Below are 15,601 nucleotides of genomic sequence, written 5' to 3'. Positions count from 1 at the left end.
TAGCGGTGATTCAGTCAACTTAAGTGTTGAATGTTATCGCGCTATCGCGAGCAGGCTCACTCCTACACGGTTATGTCAGTCAGAGAGGCCGAGAATATCCCGCGCTACCGCCTCGGCAATCCGAATCCCGTCCACACCCGCAGAAAGAATCCCGCCGGCATAACCCGCGCCTTCGCCCGCCGGGAACAGGCCTTTGACGTTCATGCTCTGCAGCGACTCGTTGCGGGTGATGCGCAGCGGCGACGAGGTGCGCGTTTCGATCCCGGTCAACACCGCGTCGTGCAACGAATAACCACGGATCTGCTTCTCGAACGCCGGCAACGCTTCACGGATGGCTTCAATGGCGAAATCCGGCAGGGCCAGGGCCAGATCGCCCAGCGCCACCCCCGGTTTGTACGATGGCTCGACTTCACCCAGTTCGGTCGAAGGTTTGCCATTGATGAAGTCGCCGACCAGCTGCGCCGGGGCCTTGTAGTCGCTGCCGCCAAGGATGAACGCGTGGGATTCCAGACGCTCCTGCAATTCGATGCCGGCCAGCGGGCCACCCGGATAATCGACCTCCGGGGTGATGCCGACGACGATGCCCGAGTTGGCATTGCGCTCGTTACGCGAGTACTGGCTCATGCCGTTGGTGACCACGCGATTCGGCTCCGAGGTCGCCGCGACCACGGTGCCGCCCGGGCACATGCAGAAGCTGTAGACCGAACGACCATTCTTGGCGTGGTGCACCAGTTTGTAATCGGCGGCGCCGAGTTTCGGGTGCCCGGCGTACTTGCCCAAACGTGCGCGGTCGATCAGCGATTGCGGGTGTTCGATACGGAAACCCACCGAAAACGGCTTGGCTTCCATGAACACGCCACGGCTGTGCAACATGCGGAAAGTGTCACGGGCGCTGTGGCCGAGGGCCAGAACCACGTGCTTCGAATGCAAGGTTTCGCCGCTCGCCAGTTGCACGCCGACCAGTTGGCCCTCTTCTATCAGCACGTCGGAAACGCGCTCCTGAAAGCGCACTTCACCGCCGAGCTCGCGGATCTGCTCACGCATGTTTTCAACCATGCCGGTCAGACGGAACGTACCGATGTGCGGTTTGCTGACGTAGAGGATTTCTTCCGGCGCGCCGGCCTTGACGAACTCGTGCAGGACCTTGCGCCCGAGGAATTTCGGGTCCTTGATCTGGCTGTACAGCTTGCCGTCGGAGAACGTCCCCGCGCCGCCTTCACCGAACTGCACGTTGGACTCGGGGTTGAGCACGCTTTTGCGCCACAGGCCCCAGGTGTCCTTGGTGCGCTGGCGCACTTCGGTGCCGCGTTCGAGGATGATCGGCTTGAAGCCCATCTGTGCCAGCAGCAAGCCGGCGAAGATCCCGCACGGGCCGAAACCGACGACGATCGGGCGCTGGCCCAGGTCGGCAGGTGCCTGGCCGACAAACTGGTAGCTGACATCTGGCGCCACGTTGACGTTGCGGTCATCGGCGAACTTGCCCAGCACCCTGGCTTCGTCGCGCAGGCTGAGGTCGATGGTGTAGATGAAGCACAGCTCGGAAGATTTCTTGCGCGCGTCGTAGCTGCGCTTGAACAAGGTGAAATCGAGCAGCTCATCGCTGGCGATGCCCAAGCGTTGCACAATGGCCGCGCGCAGGTCTTCTTCGGGATGGTCGATGGGCAGCTTGAGTTCGGTGATTCGTAACATGGCGGGGATCCGGATTCGCGGGGCGCACAACTGCGCCAGGGCGTTTGAAGGCGGCGATTATAAGCCGCAACGGCCGGATCGGGTGAGGCTAAAACGCTCAGTCGTTGCGCGATCCGCCGAAATACCCGCAACCACGCTGCACCTGGCCGTCGATGCGCAGCTCGGCGCTCATGTGCTGCACGCTGCCGCTGCTGCTGTCGACGCAGCGTTGCGGCGCGACCCACAATTCGATGCGCTGGTTGTTGGCTTCGCTGCTGAGGTTGAAACGACCGTCGCCCAATTGTTCCTCGACATAAGGTACGGCCAACGGTGGCTGGCCCTCACGCTCGATGACCATGCCCTTGCCGCTGACCTTGATGTTCCACTCCGGGCCGTGGCCGGCAGCACGCAGAATCAGCAGTTTGAAATTCGGATCATCGCAAGCGCTGCCGGAGCGCTCGACACGGTACAGCTGGGTCAGGTCGAGGCGATCGCCGACGACTTTGCCGCGAACATCGGCAAACAGCTTGCCTTGCTCGTCGGCCAGCGTCGCGGCTTCCTGCAACACACTGGTGCCGCCGATGTCATTGATCACCAGTTGACGCTGCTCCTGACACGGCTGAAACACCAGTTTGCCGTCAGCCGCGGTCAGTTGCCCCTGCATCCGCGTCTGGCCGACATGCGAGGCACTTTCACGCTGGCCATCGAACATCTGGCAGGCGGCAAACAACGGCAGCAGGGCAACAACGACTAACGAACGGGCGACACGCATCTTCGGCTCTCCAGACAAGTGTCGCCACGTTACTGAGGGCAGCTGTCGATCACAAGGCTTGTGTGGCCACTATTGAGTCACGTTTAGCGTCGATGCATAGTTTCGCCACGTAAATCAGGAAGAATTTTATGCAATGGACGTCGGCGATATTGCTGTTGACACTGGCAGCATCAGGCGCAAGTCAGGCAGCCGAGATCAATCTGTCCTCAGCTATGGATTTCTCCAGAATGGAGGTGCTGCTCAAGGATGATGAAGGGGCCAATCCGGATCATGTTCAGCTCTCGGTCACTCTTACGCCAGAAGCAACCGAGAGGGTGGCGCAAATCAGCCAGAAGTCGATCGGGAAGCCGTTGACGCTTTCGATCAATAGCCAGCCCGTTTCGACGGCAACGGTTCACTCGGCGCTGGGGCGGCGATTCAGAATTGCGATACCTCGGCCCATTGCCAAAAACCTTTTACCCACTCTGATCGACTGACCGGTCAACCGACGTGAAATGTCTGACCGGTTTGCAGGCCTTCGACACTTTTCGCGTAGGCCAATGCCACGTCCGCCGCAGCAACGGACTTGAAGCCGCGGAAGTAAGGCGCGTATTTACCCAAGGCTTCCGTCAGAACGGTCGGGCTTACCGAGTTGATTCTCAAACCGCGCGGCAATTCGATCGCGGCGGCACGGACGAAGCTGTCCAGCGCGCCGTTGACCAAAGCTGCCGAGGCGCCGCTGCGAATCGGGTCGTGGCTGAGCACGCCGGTGGTGAAGGTGAACGAGGCGCCGTCGTTGGCGAATTCGCGGCCGATCAGCAGCAGATTGACCTGGCCCATCAGCTTGTCCTTCAGGCCGAGGGCAAAACTGTCGTCGCTCATTTCGCTCAGCGGCGCGAAGGTCACGTTGCCGGCGGCGCAGATCAGCGCATCGAATTTGCCAGTCTGTTCGAACAGTTTGCGAATCGATGCGCTGTCGCTGATATCGACCTGCAAGTCGCCGCTGTTACGGCCGATACGGATGACTTCGTGACGTTGCGACAGTTCTTTGTCCACGGCCGAACCGATGGTGCCACCAGCGCCTATCAACAGAATTTTCATCGAGCTGTACCTCAAGTGATTGCATGAGGTTTCAGTCTAGAGTGGTTTTTCTCGCGGATAAGCGCACTAATAGGCAACCTTTGGTTTTCAAGTGGAAACAATCCATGAGCGAAATGGATGATCTGGCGGCGTTCGCCGTGTTGATCGAAGCCGGCAGTTTTACCTTGGCCGCGCAACAGTTGGGCTGTAGCAAGGGCCAGTTGTCCAAGCGTATCAGCCAGCTCGAAGCGCGGTTTTCCGTGGTCCTGCTGCAACGCACTACTCGGCGTTTGAGCCTGACGGCGGCGGGCGCGGCGCTGTTGCCGCAAGCGCAGGCGCTGGTGGTTCAGGTCGAACGGGCACGTCAGGCATTGGCGCGGCTCAAGGACGACATGGCCGGCCCGGTGCGGATGACGGTGCCGGTGTCGCTCGGGGAAACGTTTTTCGATGGTCTGCTACTGGAGTTCTCGCAGCAGTACCCCGAAGTGCAGATCGAGCTGGAGCTGAGTAACAGCTATCGCGATCTGTCACGCGACGGATTCGATCTGGCGATCCGCTCAGAAGTGGCCAATGACCAACGCCTGGTGGCCCGGCCGCTATTGGCGTGGCAGGAGATGACCTGCGCCAGCCCCGCCTACCTCGAACGTTACGGCGAGCCGACGACGCCGCAGCAACTGGCCGAGCACCGCTGCCTGCTCAACAGCCATTACAGCGGGCGCGAAGAATGGCTGTATCACCAGCAGCACGAATTGTTGCGGGTGCGGGTCTCTGGCCCGTTCGCCAGCAACCATTACAGCCTGCTGAAGAAAGCCGCGCTAACCGGTGCCGGTATCGCCCGACTGCCTTCCTATCTGCTGCAGACGGAGTTGGCCGACGGCCGCTTGCGCTGGCTCCTGCGCGATTTTCAGACCCGGCGCATGCCGATGCTGCTGGTGCATCCGTATCAGGGCGGTTTGCCGAAACGCACGCAGGTGTTGGCGGATTACCTGATGGGCTGGTTCAAGCGCAGTGGCGAGGCGCTGGATCGACTCCAGCGCTGATTTCCATGGCCCTGTGGGAGCGAGCCTGCTCGCGAAGGCCGCAGGCCAGCAAGCTCTATGCAAGCTGACACAGCGCCTTCGCGAGCAGGCTCGCTCCCACAGGGATCTTCTTCAGCGAGAAAAACGGCGGGCGATCAGGTGATCGATCGATAGTTTTCCCGGCCCGGTCGTCATCAAATACAGCAACAACGCCGCCCAGGTGCCGTGGGTCGGGTACGCGTCGGGATAGACAAAAATCTGGATGGTCAGGGTCATGCCCAGCAGCGCCAGCGCCGAAAAACGTGTCGCCAGGCCGATCAGGATCAACACCGGGAAAAAGTGTTCGGCGAACGCCGCCAGATGCGCGGCGATTTCGGGCGGCAGCAGCGGCAGGTTGTATTCACTCTGGAACAGCGGAATCGCCGAGTCCGCCAGACGCGGCCAGCCCAGTTGGAACGTACCGTCAATCAAGTCGATCGCCAGGCCTTCGACCTTGGTTTGCCCGGACTTCCAGAACACTGCAGCGATGGAGAAACGCGCAATGAGGGCAATCAGGCTGTGCGGGATTTTCTCCAGCAGGCTGATGGCGCGCAGGATAAGGCTGTTCATGGCAACTCCTTGTAGGTCAGTTGGATGATCGCGTTGTGTGCGATCAACAAAGCGAGGGTTTGGGCGAGATCGAATGGCGGGCTGTTTTCGGCCGCCGCGAGTAACGGCAGGCCATTGTTCAGGTGACCGATAAACACGCTGGCGCCGGCGTCCAGAGCAAACACCTCGACATCGAGGCCGTTGCGCAGCACCAGTGCGTGTTGCCCTTGATTCAGGCCAATGCCCGCCAGGCTTTGCTCTTGCTGATGCGCGGCCCAGATCGCCACCACGGCAAACCGTGAATCGAGCAGGTGTAGCGATGAATGCAACCCGAACGTAAGTTCGCCGAGGGTTTGCGGGTTGGCGAGGGCGGCGCTGACGTGCTCCGGCCGGATCGGCTGCGCGTCGGCGGCGTGGTAGGCGTGCACGCGCAGGTACTCGAGGCGCGCGACGTCGGCGACATACGGCACGCTGGCAATCGGTTGGAACTGTGCGATGAAGTCGGCGAATGTTTCGCCGTAGCGGCTCATCAGCGGACTGTGTGGCGGTTGGCTGCGGACGAAAGTCGCAGCCATGGCGCGGAAGAACTCCTCGCCAACCAGTTGCTGCACCACCGGATAACTGTCGGCCAGGGCATTGATCAGCGACGCCTGCACGTTGTTGCGATACACCGCGAAACGGCTCGCCGGGTCGGCACCGTTGGCGCTGCGCAGACCATCGGGGCAGGGCAGGCGCGTATCGATCAGTGCGGCGGCGAAAGCGCTTTGTGTGCTCATGCGCGGCCTCCGCATTTCAGCAACAAGCGCTCGGCCTGCTGCGCCTCGGCGAGCAATACCTCGAACGCCGGCACCTGGTTGTCACGCTCGATCAGCGTCGCCACCGGGCCGATGCGCTCCAATACCTGGCGATACAACTGCCAGACCGCTTGATCGATCGGCGCGCCATGATCGTCGATCAGCAAACGATCGCCGAGGCTGTCGCAATCTTCGGCGAATCCGGCCAGATGAATCTCGCCGACCGCGTGCAGCGGCAGGGCGTCGAGGTAGTTCAGCGGGTCGCGCTGATGATTGATGCACGACACATAGACGTTGTTCACGTCGAGCAACAGGCCACAGCCGCTGCGGCGAATTACCTCGGCGATGAAGTCTGGCTCATCGATGGTCGAGCGCTCGAACGCCAGATAAGTCGCCGGGTTTTCCAGCAGCATCGGCCGCTTGAGGCTGTTCTGGACCTGATCGATGTGCGCGCAGACGCGGTTCAGCGTTGGCGTGTCGTAGGCCAGCGGGAGCAGGTCATTGAGAAACACCGGGCCGTGGCTCGACCACGCCAGATGTTCGGAAAAAGATTGCGGTTGATAGCGTTCAATCAGCTCGGCCAGGCGCTTGAGGTGTTGTTGATCCAGCGGCGATTCAGCACCGATGGACAAGCCGACACCGTGCAGCGACAGCGGATACTGCGCACGAATCAAACCGAGAAAATGATGAAACGGGCCGCCGGCCACCATGTAGTTTTCGGCGTGGACTTCGAAGAAGCCGAGGTCCGGTAATGAACCGAGCACCTGTTGAAAGTGCCCGGTCTTGAGGCCCAGCCCGGCACGGGGCGGGAGCCCGGTGAGGGCTGCCTGAGTGCGCGCAAGGATATGGTCGTGGTCGCTGAACATGATCGTCACTCAGGCAGGCTGCGGATCAGGACTTGGCTTTGAACGCTTCGAGCTGACCGAAACCGGTCGGCGAGGTTTTGCTTTCGGTGGTAACGCAGGTGCCTTTCGGAACGTGTTTCCATGCGTTGGCCTGGTAGTCCATTTTCGCTGTGCCAGCGCAGGTGGTGCCTGCACCTGCGGCGCAGTCGTTCTTGCCTTTCATGGCCACGCCGAAGCATTTTTCCATGTTGGCATCGGCGGCTTGGGCGGTGGAGACGGTGGCGATGCTCAGCGCGGAACCAAGGGCCAGAACCAGAGCGGTGGCGGACAGGGTGCGGGTGGTAGCAGTCATGATGTTTCTCCAGGTTTTATCAGGGTGTCTGCAAGTGCTTTTGCGCTTGCTTGTCCCTCTAGAGAAAGGTCGGGGGGATGCGTTACAGGTGGGACTGAATTTTTTTAAAAAATCTTCGAACCGCCCCGTTCCCCTGTAGGAGTGAGCCTGCTCGCGATAGCGGACTGTCAGGCAATACTTTTGCAACTGATACACCGCTATCGCGAGCAGGCTCACTCCTACAGGGGATTTGCGGTGGGTTCGAGATTTGCGTCGGGCATAAAAAAACGGCCCGAAGGCCGTTTTTCATTCAGCAACCGCATCAACCGCCGAGATACGCCTCGCGCACTTTCGGGTCGGTCAGCAGTGCTTCACCGGTGCCTTGCATGACCACGCGGCCGTTCTCCAGAACATAGGCGCGGTCGGCGATTTTCAGCGCCTGGTTGGCGTTCTGCTCGACCAGGAACACCGTCACACCGTCCTTGCGCAGCTGTTCGATGATGTCGAAGATCTGCTGAATGATGATCGGTGCCAGGCCCAGCGACGGTTCATCGAGCAGCAGCAGCTTGGGCTTGCTCATCAGCGCACGGCCGATGGCGAGCATTTGCTGTTCGCCGCCGGACATGGTGCCGCCGCGCTGGTTGAAGCGTTCCTTGAGGCGCGGAAACAGGCCGAGGACCTTGTCCATCTGCTCCTGATAATCGCCCTTGTCAGTGAAGAAACCGCCCATGGACAGGTTTTCTTCGACGGTCAGACGGGCGAACACCCGACGACCTTCAGGGACCACTGCGATGCTCTTGCGCATGATCTGCGACGAGTCCTGGCCGACCAGCTCCTCGCCCATGTAGCGGATGCTGCCGCTGTGCGCCTGCGGCGAACCGCAGAGCGTCATCAGCAGCGTGGACTTGCCGGCACCGTTGGCGCCGATCAGCGTGACGATCTCGCCCTGACGGACTTCGACGTTGACGCTGTGCAGGGCCTGGATCTTGCCGTAGAAGGTGGAAACGTTTTCGAACTGCAGCATTTACGCTTCCCCCAGGTAGGCTTTGATCACTTCAGGATTGTCGCGGATCTGTTCCGGCGTGCCGTCGGCCAGCGGCGTACCCTGGTTGATCACGACGATGTGGTCGGAAATGCTCATGACCAGTTTCATGTCGTGCTCGATCAGCAGCACGGTGACGTTGTGCTCCTCGCGCAGCACGCCAATCAGTGACTTGAGGTCTTCGGTCTCTTTCGGGTTCAGACCGGCGGCCGGTTCGTCGAGCATGAGGATCCGCGGGCGGGTCATCATACAGCGAGCGATTTCCAGACGCCGCTGCTGACCGTAGGCGAGGGTGCCGGCGGTGCGGTTGGCAAACTCTTTGAGGTTGACCTTGTCCAGCCAGTACTCGGCAAACTCCATCGCCTCGCGCTCGCTTTTGCGGAACGCCGGGGTCTTGAACAGACCGGACAGGAAGTTGGTGTTCAGGTGCCGGTGCTGGGCGATCAGCAGGTTCTCGACCGCGGTCATGTCCTTGAACAGACGCACGTTCTGGAAAGTACGCACCACACCCTTGAGCGCGATCTTGTGGCCGGGCAGGCCCTGGATCGGCTCGCCGTCGAGCAGGATGCTGCCGCCGGTCGGCTGATAGAAACCGGTCAGGCAGTTGAACACGGTAGTCTTGCCCGCGCCGTTCGGCCCGATCAACGCAACCACTTGTTTCTCTTTGACGGTCAGGGCCACACCGTTGACCGCGAGCAGGCCGCCGAAGCGCATGCTCAGATTGTCGACTTTAAGGATCTCGCGGCTCATTTGCGCAACTCCATGTGTGGGCGTTGCATCGGCAGCAGACCTTGTGGACGCCAGATCATCATCAACACCATCAGGGCACCGAACATCAGCATGCGGTACTCGCTGAACTCACGCATCATTTCCGGTAACAGGATCATCACGATCGCCGCCAGGATCACGCCGAGCTGCGAGCCCATGCCACCCAGCACGACGATGGCGAGAATGATCGCCGACTCGATGAAGGTGAACGACTCCGGCGTGACCAGCCCCTGGCGCGCGGCGAAGAAGCTGCCGGCAAAACCGGCGAACGCGGCACCGAGGGTGAACGCAGAAAGCTTGATCACGGTCGGGTTCAGGCCCAGCGCACGGCAGGCGATTTCGTCTTCACGCAGCGCTTCCCACGCACGGCCGATCGGCATGCGCAGCAAACGGTTGATCACGAACAGCGCCGCCAGTGCCAGCAACAGGGCAACGAGGTAAAGGAAGATCACCTTGTTGATCGAGTTGTATTGCAGGCCGAAATATTCGTGGAACGTCTGCAGGCCTTCCGCCGCTTTACGCTCGAAGGTCAGGCCGAAGAACGTCGGTTTTTCGATGTTGCTGATGCCGTTCGGGCCGCCGGTGATATCGGTCAGGTTACGCAGGAACAGACGGATGATCTCACCGAAACCCAAGGTCACGATTGCCAGATAGTCACCGCGCAGACGCAACACCGGGAAGCCCAACAGGAAGCCGAACGTCGCCGCCATCAGGCCGGCAATCGGCAGGCAGATCCAGAAACTCAGGCCGTAGTAGTGCGACAGCAGCGCGTAGCTGTAGGCGCCGACGGCATAGAAACCGACGTAACCGAGGTCGAGCAGACCGGCCAGACCGACGACGATGTTCAGGCCGAGGCCGAGCATCACGTAGATCAGGATCAGCGTGGCGATGTCCACCGCGCCACGTGAACCGAAGAACGGCCACACCAGGGCGATGATGATCAGCGCAATGATGAAGTAACGCTGAGTGGTCGGCAGGGTCAGGAAGTTGCTGGCCTTGGCCGGGATCAGCGGCATGCCCGGCGAGGAGCGCCAGGCTTTGCTGATCTGCTGATTGAACAGCACGCGCAGGAACATCAGCACCGAGCAGATTGCGATGGTCGCAAGCACCGCAGGGCTGGTGTTGTGCACTTCCAGATTGATGCCAACGATGGTCAGTTTCAGACCGAGTACCGGGTAGGCCACGGCCCACACCAGCAAAGCGCTGAACAGCGCCTGTTTAAGATTCCTAGTCATACTTTCTCAACCTCCGGACGGCCCAGAATGCCGGTCGGACGGAACAACAGCACCAGAACCAGCAAACCGAACGCCACGACGTCCTTGTACTGGTCGCCGAAGATATCGGCACCGAACGCTTCCGCTACACCGAGCACCAACCCGCCGAGCATCGCGCCGGGAATGCTGCCGATGCCGCCCAGTACCGCAGCGGTGAAAGCCTTGAGGCCGACGAGGAAACCGGCGTTCGGGTTGATCACGCCGTATTGCATGCTCAGCAGCACAGCCGCAACGGCTGCCAGCGCAGCACCGATGACGAAGGTCAGGGCGATGATGTTGTTGGTGTTGATGCCGAGCAGGTTGGCCATCTTGATGTCTTCGGCGCAGGCGCGGCAGGCGCGGCCCAGACGAGAACGGGAGATGAACAGGGTCAGGCCGAGCATGGCGATCAGAGTGACGACGAACACCACGATCTGCATGTAGGAAATCAGCACTTCTTGTGCGCCACCCGGACCGAAGGCGAGGTTGCCCGGGATCAGGTTGGGGATTGCTTTGTCCTTGGAGTCTTGCGCCAGCAGAACGGTGTTCTGCAGGAAGATCGACATACCGATGGCGGAAATCAGCGGGATCAGACGGTTGCTGCCGCGCAGGGGGCGGTAGGCAATGCGTTCGATGCTGTAACCGTAGGAACTGGTGACGACGATGCTGGCAATGAACGCCGCAGTCATCAGCAGCGGGACACTGTCGAGTCCCATCATGGTCAGCCCGGCGATGGCGATGAACGCCACGTAGGAACCGATCATGTACACCTCGCCGTGGGCGAAGTTGATCATTCCAATGATGCCGTAGACCATCGTGTAGCCGATGGCGATCAAGGCATACATGCTGCCAACGTTGAGGCCGTTAACCAGCTGTTGGAAGAAGTGATAGAGGTCAGGCATTACAGCGCTCCTAAAAACCTGATACGCATTTCACTGGTGGAGTCATTTTCCCGCCCGGCCCCGTGGATCTCTATCCACTTCGAATCCGGGTTTTGCCAGCGAACCGCTGATGACGGTTTTGAGATTTTCAGGTGGGGAGACTGGCGGATCACGCCAGCGCGGCCCATACATTCGTAAAACAAAGCCCACGGCACGCCGTGGGCTTTATTGGCAGTCAGTCAGGCAGCGCCTTACTGAGGCGAAACTTCAGTTTTAGGTTTGCCGTTGTGCCACTCGTAAACCACGAATTTGAAGTCTTTCAGGTCGCCCTTGTCGTCGAAACTCAGGTCACCGGTCGGGGTCTTGAACGAACCGGCGTGGATGGCTTCGGCAACTTTGGTGGCGTCTTCGGACTTGGCAGCCTTGATGCCTTCGGCGATCACGGTCACAGCCGAGTAGGACGGGAACACGAACGGGCCGCTCGGGTCTTCCTTCTTCGCTTTGAACGCGTCAGCCAGGGCAACGTTGGCCGGATCCTGGTCGAAGGATTTCGGCAGGGTCACCAGCAGGCCTTCGGAGGCGTCCTTGGCGATCTGGGTGATCGAGTCGTTACCCACGCCTTCCGGGCCCATGAACCTGGCTTTCAGGCCTTTTTCCTGGGCTTGACGCAGGATCAGACCCAGCTCTGGGTGGTAGCCGCCGTAGTAGACGAAGTCGACGTTTGCTTGCTTGAGCTTGGCGATGATCGCCGAGAAATCCTTGTCGCCGGCGTTGACGCCTTCGAATACGGCAACCTTGGTGCCTTTCTTCTCCAGGGTCGATTTCACCGCGGTGGCGATGCCTTCACCGTACTGCTGTTTGTCGTGCAGCACGCCAACCACTTTCGGTTTCACGTAATCGGCGATGTAGTTGCCGGCGGCAGGGCCCTGGGCGCTGTCCAGACCGATGGTACGGAAGATCATTTTGTAGCCACGGGCGGTGATGTCCGGGCTGGTGGCAGCCGGGGTGATCATGATCACGCCTTCGTCTTCGTAGATGTCCGAAGCGGGCTGAGTGGAGCTGGAGCACAGGTGACCGACCACGAACTTGACGCCGTCGTTGACGACCTTGTTCGCTACCGCTACCGCTTGTTTCGGATCGCAGGCATCGTCGTATTCAACGGCTTCGAGTTTCTTGCCGTCGACGCCGCCCTTGGCGTTGATCTGCTCGATGGCCATTTTCGCGCCACTGAACTGCATGTCGCCGTATTGGGCTACTGGACCGGTCTTAGGACCGGCGATACCGATTTTGATGGTGTCAGCTGCGAACGAATGGCTGGCAACCCCGGCCAGAACCATAGCGGCAAACAGTTTGGAAATCTGCTTAGTAGCCTTAGTCATAGTGCTCCACTCTTACTGTTGTATTTTTTTAGAGTCCTGGCGCCGTAGCAGCAGAACCGGGTCAGATATCTTTGCGACATCCTCCGGAAACGCCCCCGGCAACTGTACCGGTACAGTGTAGAGCGCCGCTTGTTCAACTGGGAAGCGGGCGCCAAGGGGCAAAACCTGGGGATGTCGCATTTTTGAATGAAAAAGACAGAATTGCTGCGGGGCTTTCGCGGGCATATAGCCCGATCATCAGCATTCCCTGGCATTCCTGCTCTTTTCGTTCGGTGCAGCCATTTGCAACCGGGTTTTTCTGGCGGACCACCAACGTTATGATTCGCGTCGATTTCTTTTCCGGACAGAGCCCATGAATCAAGAACCTAGCACCCTCTATGCCAAGCTGCTTGGGGAAACCGCATCTATTACCTGGAAAGAGTTGGAGCCGTTCTTCGCCAAGGGTGCCCTATTGTGGGTCGACCCAGCGCTGGATTTGATCGCCGCAGCCGAAGCCGTGGCAACCGATGATGGCGACAAAGTCGCTGCCTGGCTGGCCGAAGACAAGGTCGCCAAACTGTCTGAAACGCGGGCGCTGGATATTTTCGAACGCGATCCGCCGCTGTGGGCAGTGGTGGTTTCGCCGTGGATTATGATCCAGGAAAGGGCGGCCTCTGCGAGCGTCGCACCTTAATGGTGCGAGCAGATATCTACGAAAAGTGTGTAGCGGAGTAGCGTGATGGCACGTTGCCGTGGAGAAACGCCACAGGCGCGTCTCAGTTCACGGTGACGTAAACGTAACGGGAACAGTTTATTGAGCGGCCTGAGGGTCGCTTAATTGTTTCTGGATGTTGTAAAGGCTGAAATCTTTAGTGAATTTGAAGGCCCCATCGCTGGCAAGCCAGCTCCCACAGTGTCCGAGTGAACACAAATATTGTGAGCACCACAAAATCTGTGGGAGCTGGATTGCCAGCGATGGGGGCGACTCGGTCTCTGATCAGACCGAATAAGTCTTCCCGGTATGGTTATTCAGCGAAATGACCTTGGTCTTGCCAATCCGGTGACGGTAGATCTCGCGCAGGTACTTGATCGACTTCTTCACACAATCGCGCGACAGGCGAATGTCGTTGATCGAGACAAACTTGTCCCTGTCGTTGATCAGCTCGCGGTACTTCTTCTCGTACATCGGTTTGATCGCGTACCAGTTGGTGTCGAGAATCTTCGCCGGGTTTTCGAACTCGTTGAGCAGGTCATCGATGCGGTCTTCGTCAAACTCTTCCTGAATGATGAAGTCGAGAATCGAGTTGTCCAGCGTCTCGTCGAAACGGTACGGGGTCTTGGCGAAGCAACGCTTGATGAATGCCACGATCAACGTCAGGAAGTCATCCGACAGGCACGGGCTCTTGGCAATCAGGGTGGTCAGCGACAGGTTCGCCGAAGCGCCGATCACCAGCGCGTAACGCTTGAGCGTGGTGTTGGGGAACAGGCTGTTGAGGTGGGTCTTCAGCCGGTTCAGGTCCATGTACGACAGCTTGTAGTCCTTGGGCAGCGAAACGATCGAGACCACCGACGAGCAGTTCTTGAAGAAGTGCAGGTCATGCAGGGCGGCGGCGTCGTAGCCGGAATTCTTGTACTGCTCCAGCGACGCGCGATAGCGCTTGGACTCGATCGGCAGCAGGCTGATGCCTTCGATGGCCTGGGTGACCTTGTTGAAGTGCGGCAGGTCGATCGAGCGGAAGAACAGATCGTCGATGTTCAGGCGCTGCGGCTCTTTTTCAAAGACCTTGAACTTGTCGCTGCTCGGCGGCGGCGTTTCCGGCACCACCGATTCGGCGTAGGCGATCGCCACCGGGCCAGCCAGGCTCATGAACAAATCGTTAGCGTCCAGGCGAATGGTCTCGCCGATGTCGATGCCGGCGCGACGGAAGTAGTTCTGGTCATAGTCGGTGGTGACTGCCTGCGCCGTCAGAATGTTGAAGATCTGCTGAGAGATGTACTGGTTGGCGTGTTTTTCCATCGCATTGACATCAATGTTCTGGATGTTGCCGTCATCGCTTTCTTCGGCGTAACGCATGATGTCGTTGGAAATCAGCATCATCGCGTTCCATGGGCGAATCCGCCCCATGACGCTGGCTTCGCTGCTGTCTTCGTTGGCGAAGTTGTAGGAGAAGTCCCATTCCTCGGAAAGGTATTTGCACAGCAGGCGCCCGGCGTTGATGTGCAGCGCCTCGGACATTTCACTGCGGTGATCAGAAATGTTCGGCAGCACGCAGATGCCGCTGGTAAAGATCGGCTCGAACACGAACGAATGACCGCTCTTGCCGTCATGCTCATCCATCGGCTTGGTGTCGAACGTCTTGTTCATGTACGAGTGCTGCTGGGCCAGGCCGAACTCCGAAGCCATGCCCGAACCAGTACCGCCGCCGGCACTGAAAATCGAAAAATACAGGCGTGACTGGTTGGCCTTGATGCCGCAGCTGTCAATCAGGTACGAGTGGATCATTTTCCAGTCGGGGCTGGAGAAGCGCTGGGTGTCCTTGTTGAGGATGATCTTCGCCAGGTACTGGCCGAGGATCGGCGCGTTACCGGCACCACCGGCGTGGACTTCGGACAAGTCCATGATCTTCATCTTGCTGTAGTCGCGCAGGAAGCCGCTTTTTTCGCCCTTGCGGGAAAAGCGGATGCGCCCGGCAATGTCCTTGTCGAGGTCGCCGAGCATCACCAGTGGCTCGACCAGAAACACCGGTTTGGCCGATTTGTTCGGGCCCAGACGCAGGTTCTGTTTGATCCACTGTGCCGGGCTGTAGCCCTTGTCGGCGAGACGGCGGTCGGCCGGGCGGTCTTCGTTGTTGAATTCGTTGAGGTAGAACTTGCGCGCGTTGTACACCAGCTCCGCGACGTCGAGGGCGATGTTGGAGCCGCAGCGACCGAGGCCGATCAGGCACACCGAAGGAAATTCCTGATCGTTGTGCTGTTCGTTATCGCCTTCCAGGTGCGGCGGGCGCGGGAACACCAGATCACGCAGGCCGTCGAGGTTGTCGAGGATGCGGTCGGTATTGGTTTCGGTGAAATACAGATATTGCTGGGTCGACAGCGGACGCGCGGATTGCGCAGGCTTGGTCGGGCTGTTGGCGGCGGGGCTGGAGGTCAGGTCGGAAATCGCAGTGGCAGGATTGTTTTTGGATGTCATGGTGCGCCATGTACCTGGACTGGGTTGGCCCGA

At 59.6% G+C, this 15,601-nt stretch carries 16 protein-coding genes; 3 read left to right on the top strand and 13 right to left on the bottom strand.

Going from position 1 to position 15,601, the window contains the following annotated elements; translation table 11 throughout:
* Nucleotides 1–75: 75 nt before the first annotated feature.
* Entirely contained in the window at nucleotides 76–1,689 is a 1,614-nt protein-coding gene (locus J3P75_RS21475) for an NAD(P)/FAD-dependent oxidoreductase (protein WP_434708107.1), read from the bottom strand.
* Between the two features lie 97 nt (nucleotides 1,690–1,786).
* A complete protein-coding gene (locus J3P75_RS21470) occupies nucleotides 1,787–2,440 on the bottom strand; it encodes a COG3650 family protein (protein ID WP_434708106.1) in 654 nt (217 codons plus the stop codon).
* Nucleotides 2,441–2,568: 128 nt separating this feature from the next.
* Between J3P75_RS21470 and J3P75_RS21465 the strand changes: the two genes are divergently transcribed.
* On the top strand, nucleotides 2,569–2,916 hold the full coding sequence (locus tag J3P75_RS21465; protein ID WP_434708105.1) for a hypothetical protein: 348 nt from the start codon (nucleotides 2,569–2,571) through the stop codon (nucleotides 2,914–2,916).
* 4 nt (nucleotides 2,917–2,920) lie between these two features.
* Here the strand turns inward: J3P75_RS21465 and J3P75_RS21460 are convergent, their stop codons facing one another.
* On the bottom strand, nucleotides 2,921–3,520 hold the full coding sequence (locus J3P75_RS21460; protein WP_434708104.1) for a short chain dehydrogenase: 600 nt from the start codon (nucleotides 3,518–3,520) through the stop codon (nucleotides 2,921–2,923).
* A 104-nt stretch (nucleotides 3,521–3,624) separates the two neighbouring features.
* Here J3P75_RS21460 and J3P75_RS21455 point away from each other — a divergent pair, with 104 nt between their 5' ends.
* Complete coding sequence (locus tag J3P75_RS21455) at nucleotides 3,625–4,539, top strand: LysR family transcriptional regulator (protein WP_434708103.1); 915 nt, start codon at nucleotides 3,625–3,627, stop codon at nucleotides 4,537–4,539.
* A gap of 111 nt (nucleotides 4,540–4,650) precedes the next feature.
* Here J3P75_RS21455 and J3P75_RS21450 read toward each other — a convergent pair whose 3' ends face one another.
* The 9 genes from J3P75_RS21450 to J3P75_RS21410 form a co-directional block, all read right to left on the bottom strand.
* Nucleotides 4,651–5,127, bottom strand: a complete 477-nt coding sequence (locus J3P75_RS21450; RefSeq protein ID WP_434708102.1) for a DoxX family protein — start codon at nucleotides 5,125–5,127, stop codon at nucleotides 4,651–4,653.
* The gene (locus J3P75_RS21445) at nucleotides 5,124–5,882 is read right to left on the bottom strand and encodes an HvfC/BufC N-terminal domain-containing protein (protein ID WP_434708100.1); all 759 of its coding nucleotides are present in this window, start codon (nucleotides 5,880–5,882) and stop codon (nucleotides 5,124–5,126) included. The genes J3P75_RS21450 and J3P75_RS21445 overlap by 4 nt, the downstream gene beginning before the upstream one ends.
* Nucleotides 5,879–6,766 carry an MNIO family bufferin maturase gene (bufB, locus tag J3P75_RS21440; protein ID WP_434708099.1) on the bottom strand — a complete coding sequence of 296 codons (888 nt, stop codon included), beginning with the start codon at nucleotides 6,764–6,766 and terminating at the stop codon, nucleotides 5,879–5,881. Before bufB ends, J3P75_RS21445 begins: the two co-directional genes overlap by 4 nt.
* A 25-nt stretch (nucleotides 6,767–6,791) precedes the next feature.
* The gene (locus J3P75_RS21435; RefSeq protein ID WP_434708098.1) at nucleotides 6,792–7,097 is read right to left on the bottom strand and encodes a BufA1 family periplasmic bufferin-type metallophore; all 306 of its coding nucleotides are present in this window, start codon (nucleotides 7,095–7,097) and stop codon (nucleotides 6,792–6,794) included.
* 301 nt (nucleotides 7,098–7,398) lie between these two features.
* Nucleotides 7,399–8,100 carry an ABC transporter ATP-binding protein gene (locus tag J3P75_RS21430; RefSeq protein ID WP_003222380.1) on the bottom strand — a complete coding sequence of 234 codons (702 nt, stop codon included), beginning with the start codon at nucleotides 8,098–8,100 and terminating at the stop codon, nucleotides 7,399–7,401.
* Nucleotides 8,101–8,868 (bottom strand): high-affinity branched-chain amino acid ABC transporter ATP-binding protein LivG, encoded by a 768-nt coding sequence (livG, locus tag J3P75_RS21425; RefSeq protein ID WP_434708097.1) that lies wholly within the window; start codon nucleotides 8,866–8,868, stop codon nucleotides 8,101–8,103.
* Nucleotides 8,865–10,121 (bottom strand): high-affinity branched-chain amino acid ABC transporter permease LivM, encoded by a 1,257-nt coding sequence (locus J3P75_RS21420; RefSeq protein WP_090282128.1) that lies wholly within the window; start codon nucleotides 10,119–10,121, stop codon nucleotides 8,865–8,867. The genes livG and J3P75_RS21420 overlap by 4 nt, the downstream gene beginning before the upstream one ends.
* A complete protein-coding gene (gene livH / locus J3P75_RS21415) occupies nucleotides 10,118–11,041 on the bottom strand; it encodes a high-affinity branched-chain amino acid ABC transporter permease LivH (RefSeq protein WP_090282129.1) in 924 nt (307 codons plus the stop codon). The genes J3P75_RS21420 and livH overlap by 4 nt, the downstream gene beginning before the upstream one ends.
* 230 nt (nucleotides 11,042–11,271) lie before the next feature.
* Entirely contained in the window at nucleotides 11,272–12,399 is a 1,128-nt protein-coding gene (locus J3P75_RS21410) for a branched-chain amino acid ABC transporter substrate-binding protein (protein WP_434708096.1), read from the bottom strand.
* A gap of 352 nt (nucleotides 12,400–12,751) precedes the next feature.
* Here J3P75_RS21410 and J3P75_RS21405 point away from each other — a divergent pair, with 352 nt between their 5' ends.
* Nucleotides 12,752–13,072 carry a DUF2288 domain-containing protein gene (locus J3P75_RS21405; protein ID WP_434708095.1) on the top strand — a complete coding sequence of 107 codons (321 nt, stop codon included), beginning with the start codon at nucleotides 12,752–12,754 and terminating at the stop codon, nucleotides 13,070–13,072.
* 303 nt (nucleotides 13,073–13,375) lie between these two features.
* On the opposite strand, the gene J3P75_RS21400 is transcribed toward J3P75_RS21405, so the two are convergent.
* Entirely contained in the window at nucleotides 13,376–15,568 is a 2,193-nt protein-coding gene (locus J3P75_RS21400; RefSeq protein WP_434708094.1) for a hypothetical protein, read from the bottom strand.
* Between the last annotated feature and the right edge of the window lie 33 nt (nucleotides 15,569–15,601).

The sequence above is a fragment of the Pseudomonas sp. R1-1 genome (assembly GCF_051132135.1).
In the GTDB taxonomy this organism is placed as follows: domain Bacteria; phylum Pseudomonadota; class Gammaproteobacteria; order Pseudomonadales; family Pseudomonadaceae; genus Aquipseudomonas.
This window is presented reverse-complemented; position numbering and strand designations above follow the sequence as displayed.

Excerpts from the sequence above, each read along its gene's own strand:
- J3P75_RS21445 (WP_434708100.1), bottom strand. The coding sequence starts at position 5,882 with ATGAGCACACAAAGCGCTTTCGCCGCCGCACTGATCGATACGCGCCTG.
- livG (WP_434708097.1), bottom strand. The coding sequence starts at position 8,868 with ATGAGCCGCGAGATCCTTAAAGTCGACAATCTGAGCATGCGCTTCGGC.
- J3P75_RS21410 (WP_434708096.1), bottom strand. The coding sequence starts at position 12,399 with ATGACTAAGGCTACTAAGCAGATTTCCAAACTGTTTGCCGCTATGGTT.
- bufB (WP_434708099.1), bottom strand. The coding sequence starts at position 6,766 with ATGTTCAGCGACCACGACCATATCCTTGCGCGCACTCAGGCAGCCCTC.
- livH (WP_090282129.1), bottom strand. The coding sequence starts at position 11,041 with ATGCCTGACCTCTATCACTTCTTCCAACAGCTGGTTAACGGCCTCAAC.
- J3P75_RS21450 (WP_434708102.1), bottom strand. The coding sequence starts at position 5,127 with ATGAACAGCCTTATCCTGCGCGCCATCAGCCTGCTGGAGAAAATCCCG.
- J3P75_RS21430 (WP_003222380.1), bottom strand. The coding sequence starts at position 8,100 with ATGCTGCAGTTCGAAAACGTTTCCACCTTCTACGGCAAGATCCAGGCC.
- J3P75_RS21460 (WP_434708104.1), bottom strand. The coding sequence starts at position 3,520 with ATGAAAATTCTGTTGATAGGCGCTGGTGGCACCATCGGTTCGGCCGTG.
- J3P75_RS21475 (WP_434708107.1), bottom strand. The coding sequence starts at position 1,689 with ATGTTACGAATCACCGAACTCAAGCTGCCCATCGACCATCCCGAAGAA.
- J3P75_RS21470 (WP_434708106.1), bottom strand. The coding sequence starts at position 2,440 with ATGCGTGTCGCCCGTTCGTTAGTCGTTGTTGCCCTGCTGCCGTTGTTT.
- J3P75_RS21405 (WP_434708095.1), top strand. The coding sequence starts at position 12,752 with ATGAATCAAGAACCTAGCACCCTCTATGCCAAGCTGCTTGGGGAAACC.
- J3P75_RS21465 (WP_434708105.1), top strand. The coding sequence starts at position 2,569 with ATGCAATGGACGTCGGCGATATTGCTGTTGACACTGGCAGCATCAGGC.
- J3P75_RS21455 (WP_434708103.1), top strand. The coding sequence starts at position 3,625 with ATGAGCGAAATGGATGATCTGGCGGCGTTCGCCGTGTTGATCGAAGCC.
- J3P75_RS21435 (WP_434708098.1), bottom strand. The coding sequence starts at position 7,097 with ATGACTGCTACCACCCGCACCCTGTCCGCCACCGCTCTGGTTCTGGCC.
- J3P75_RS21420 (WP_090282128.1), bottom strand. The coding sequence starts at position 10,121 with ATGACTAGGAATCTTAAACAGGCGCTGTTCAGCGCTTTGCTGGTGTGG.
- J3P75_RS21400 (WP_434708094.1), bottom strand. The coding sequence starts at position 15,568 with ATGACATCCAAAAACAATCCTGCCACTGCGATTTCCGACCTGACCTCC.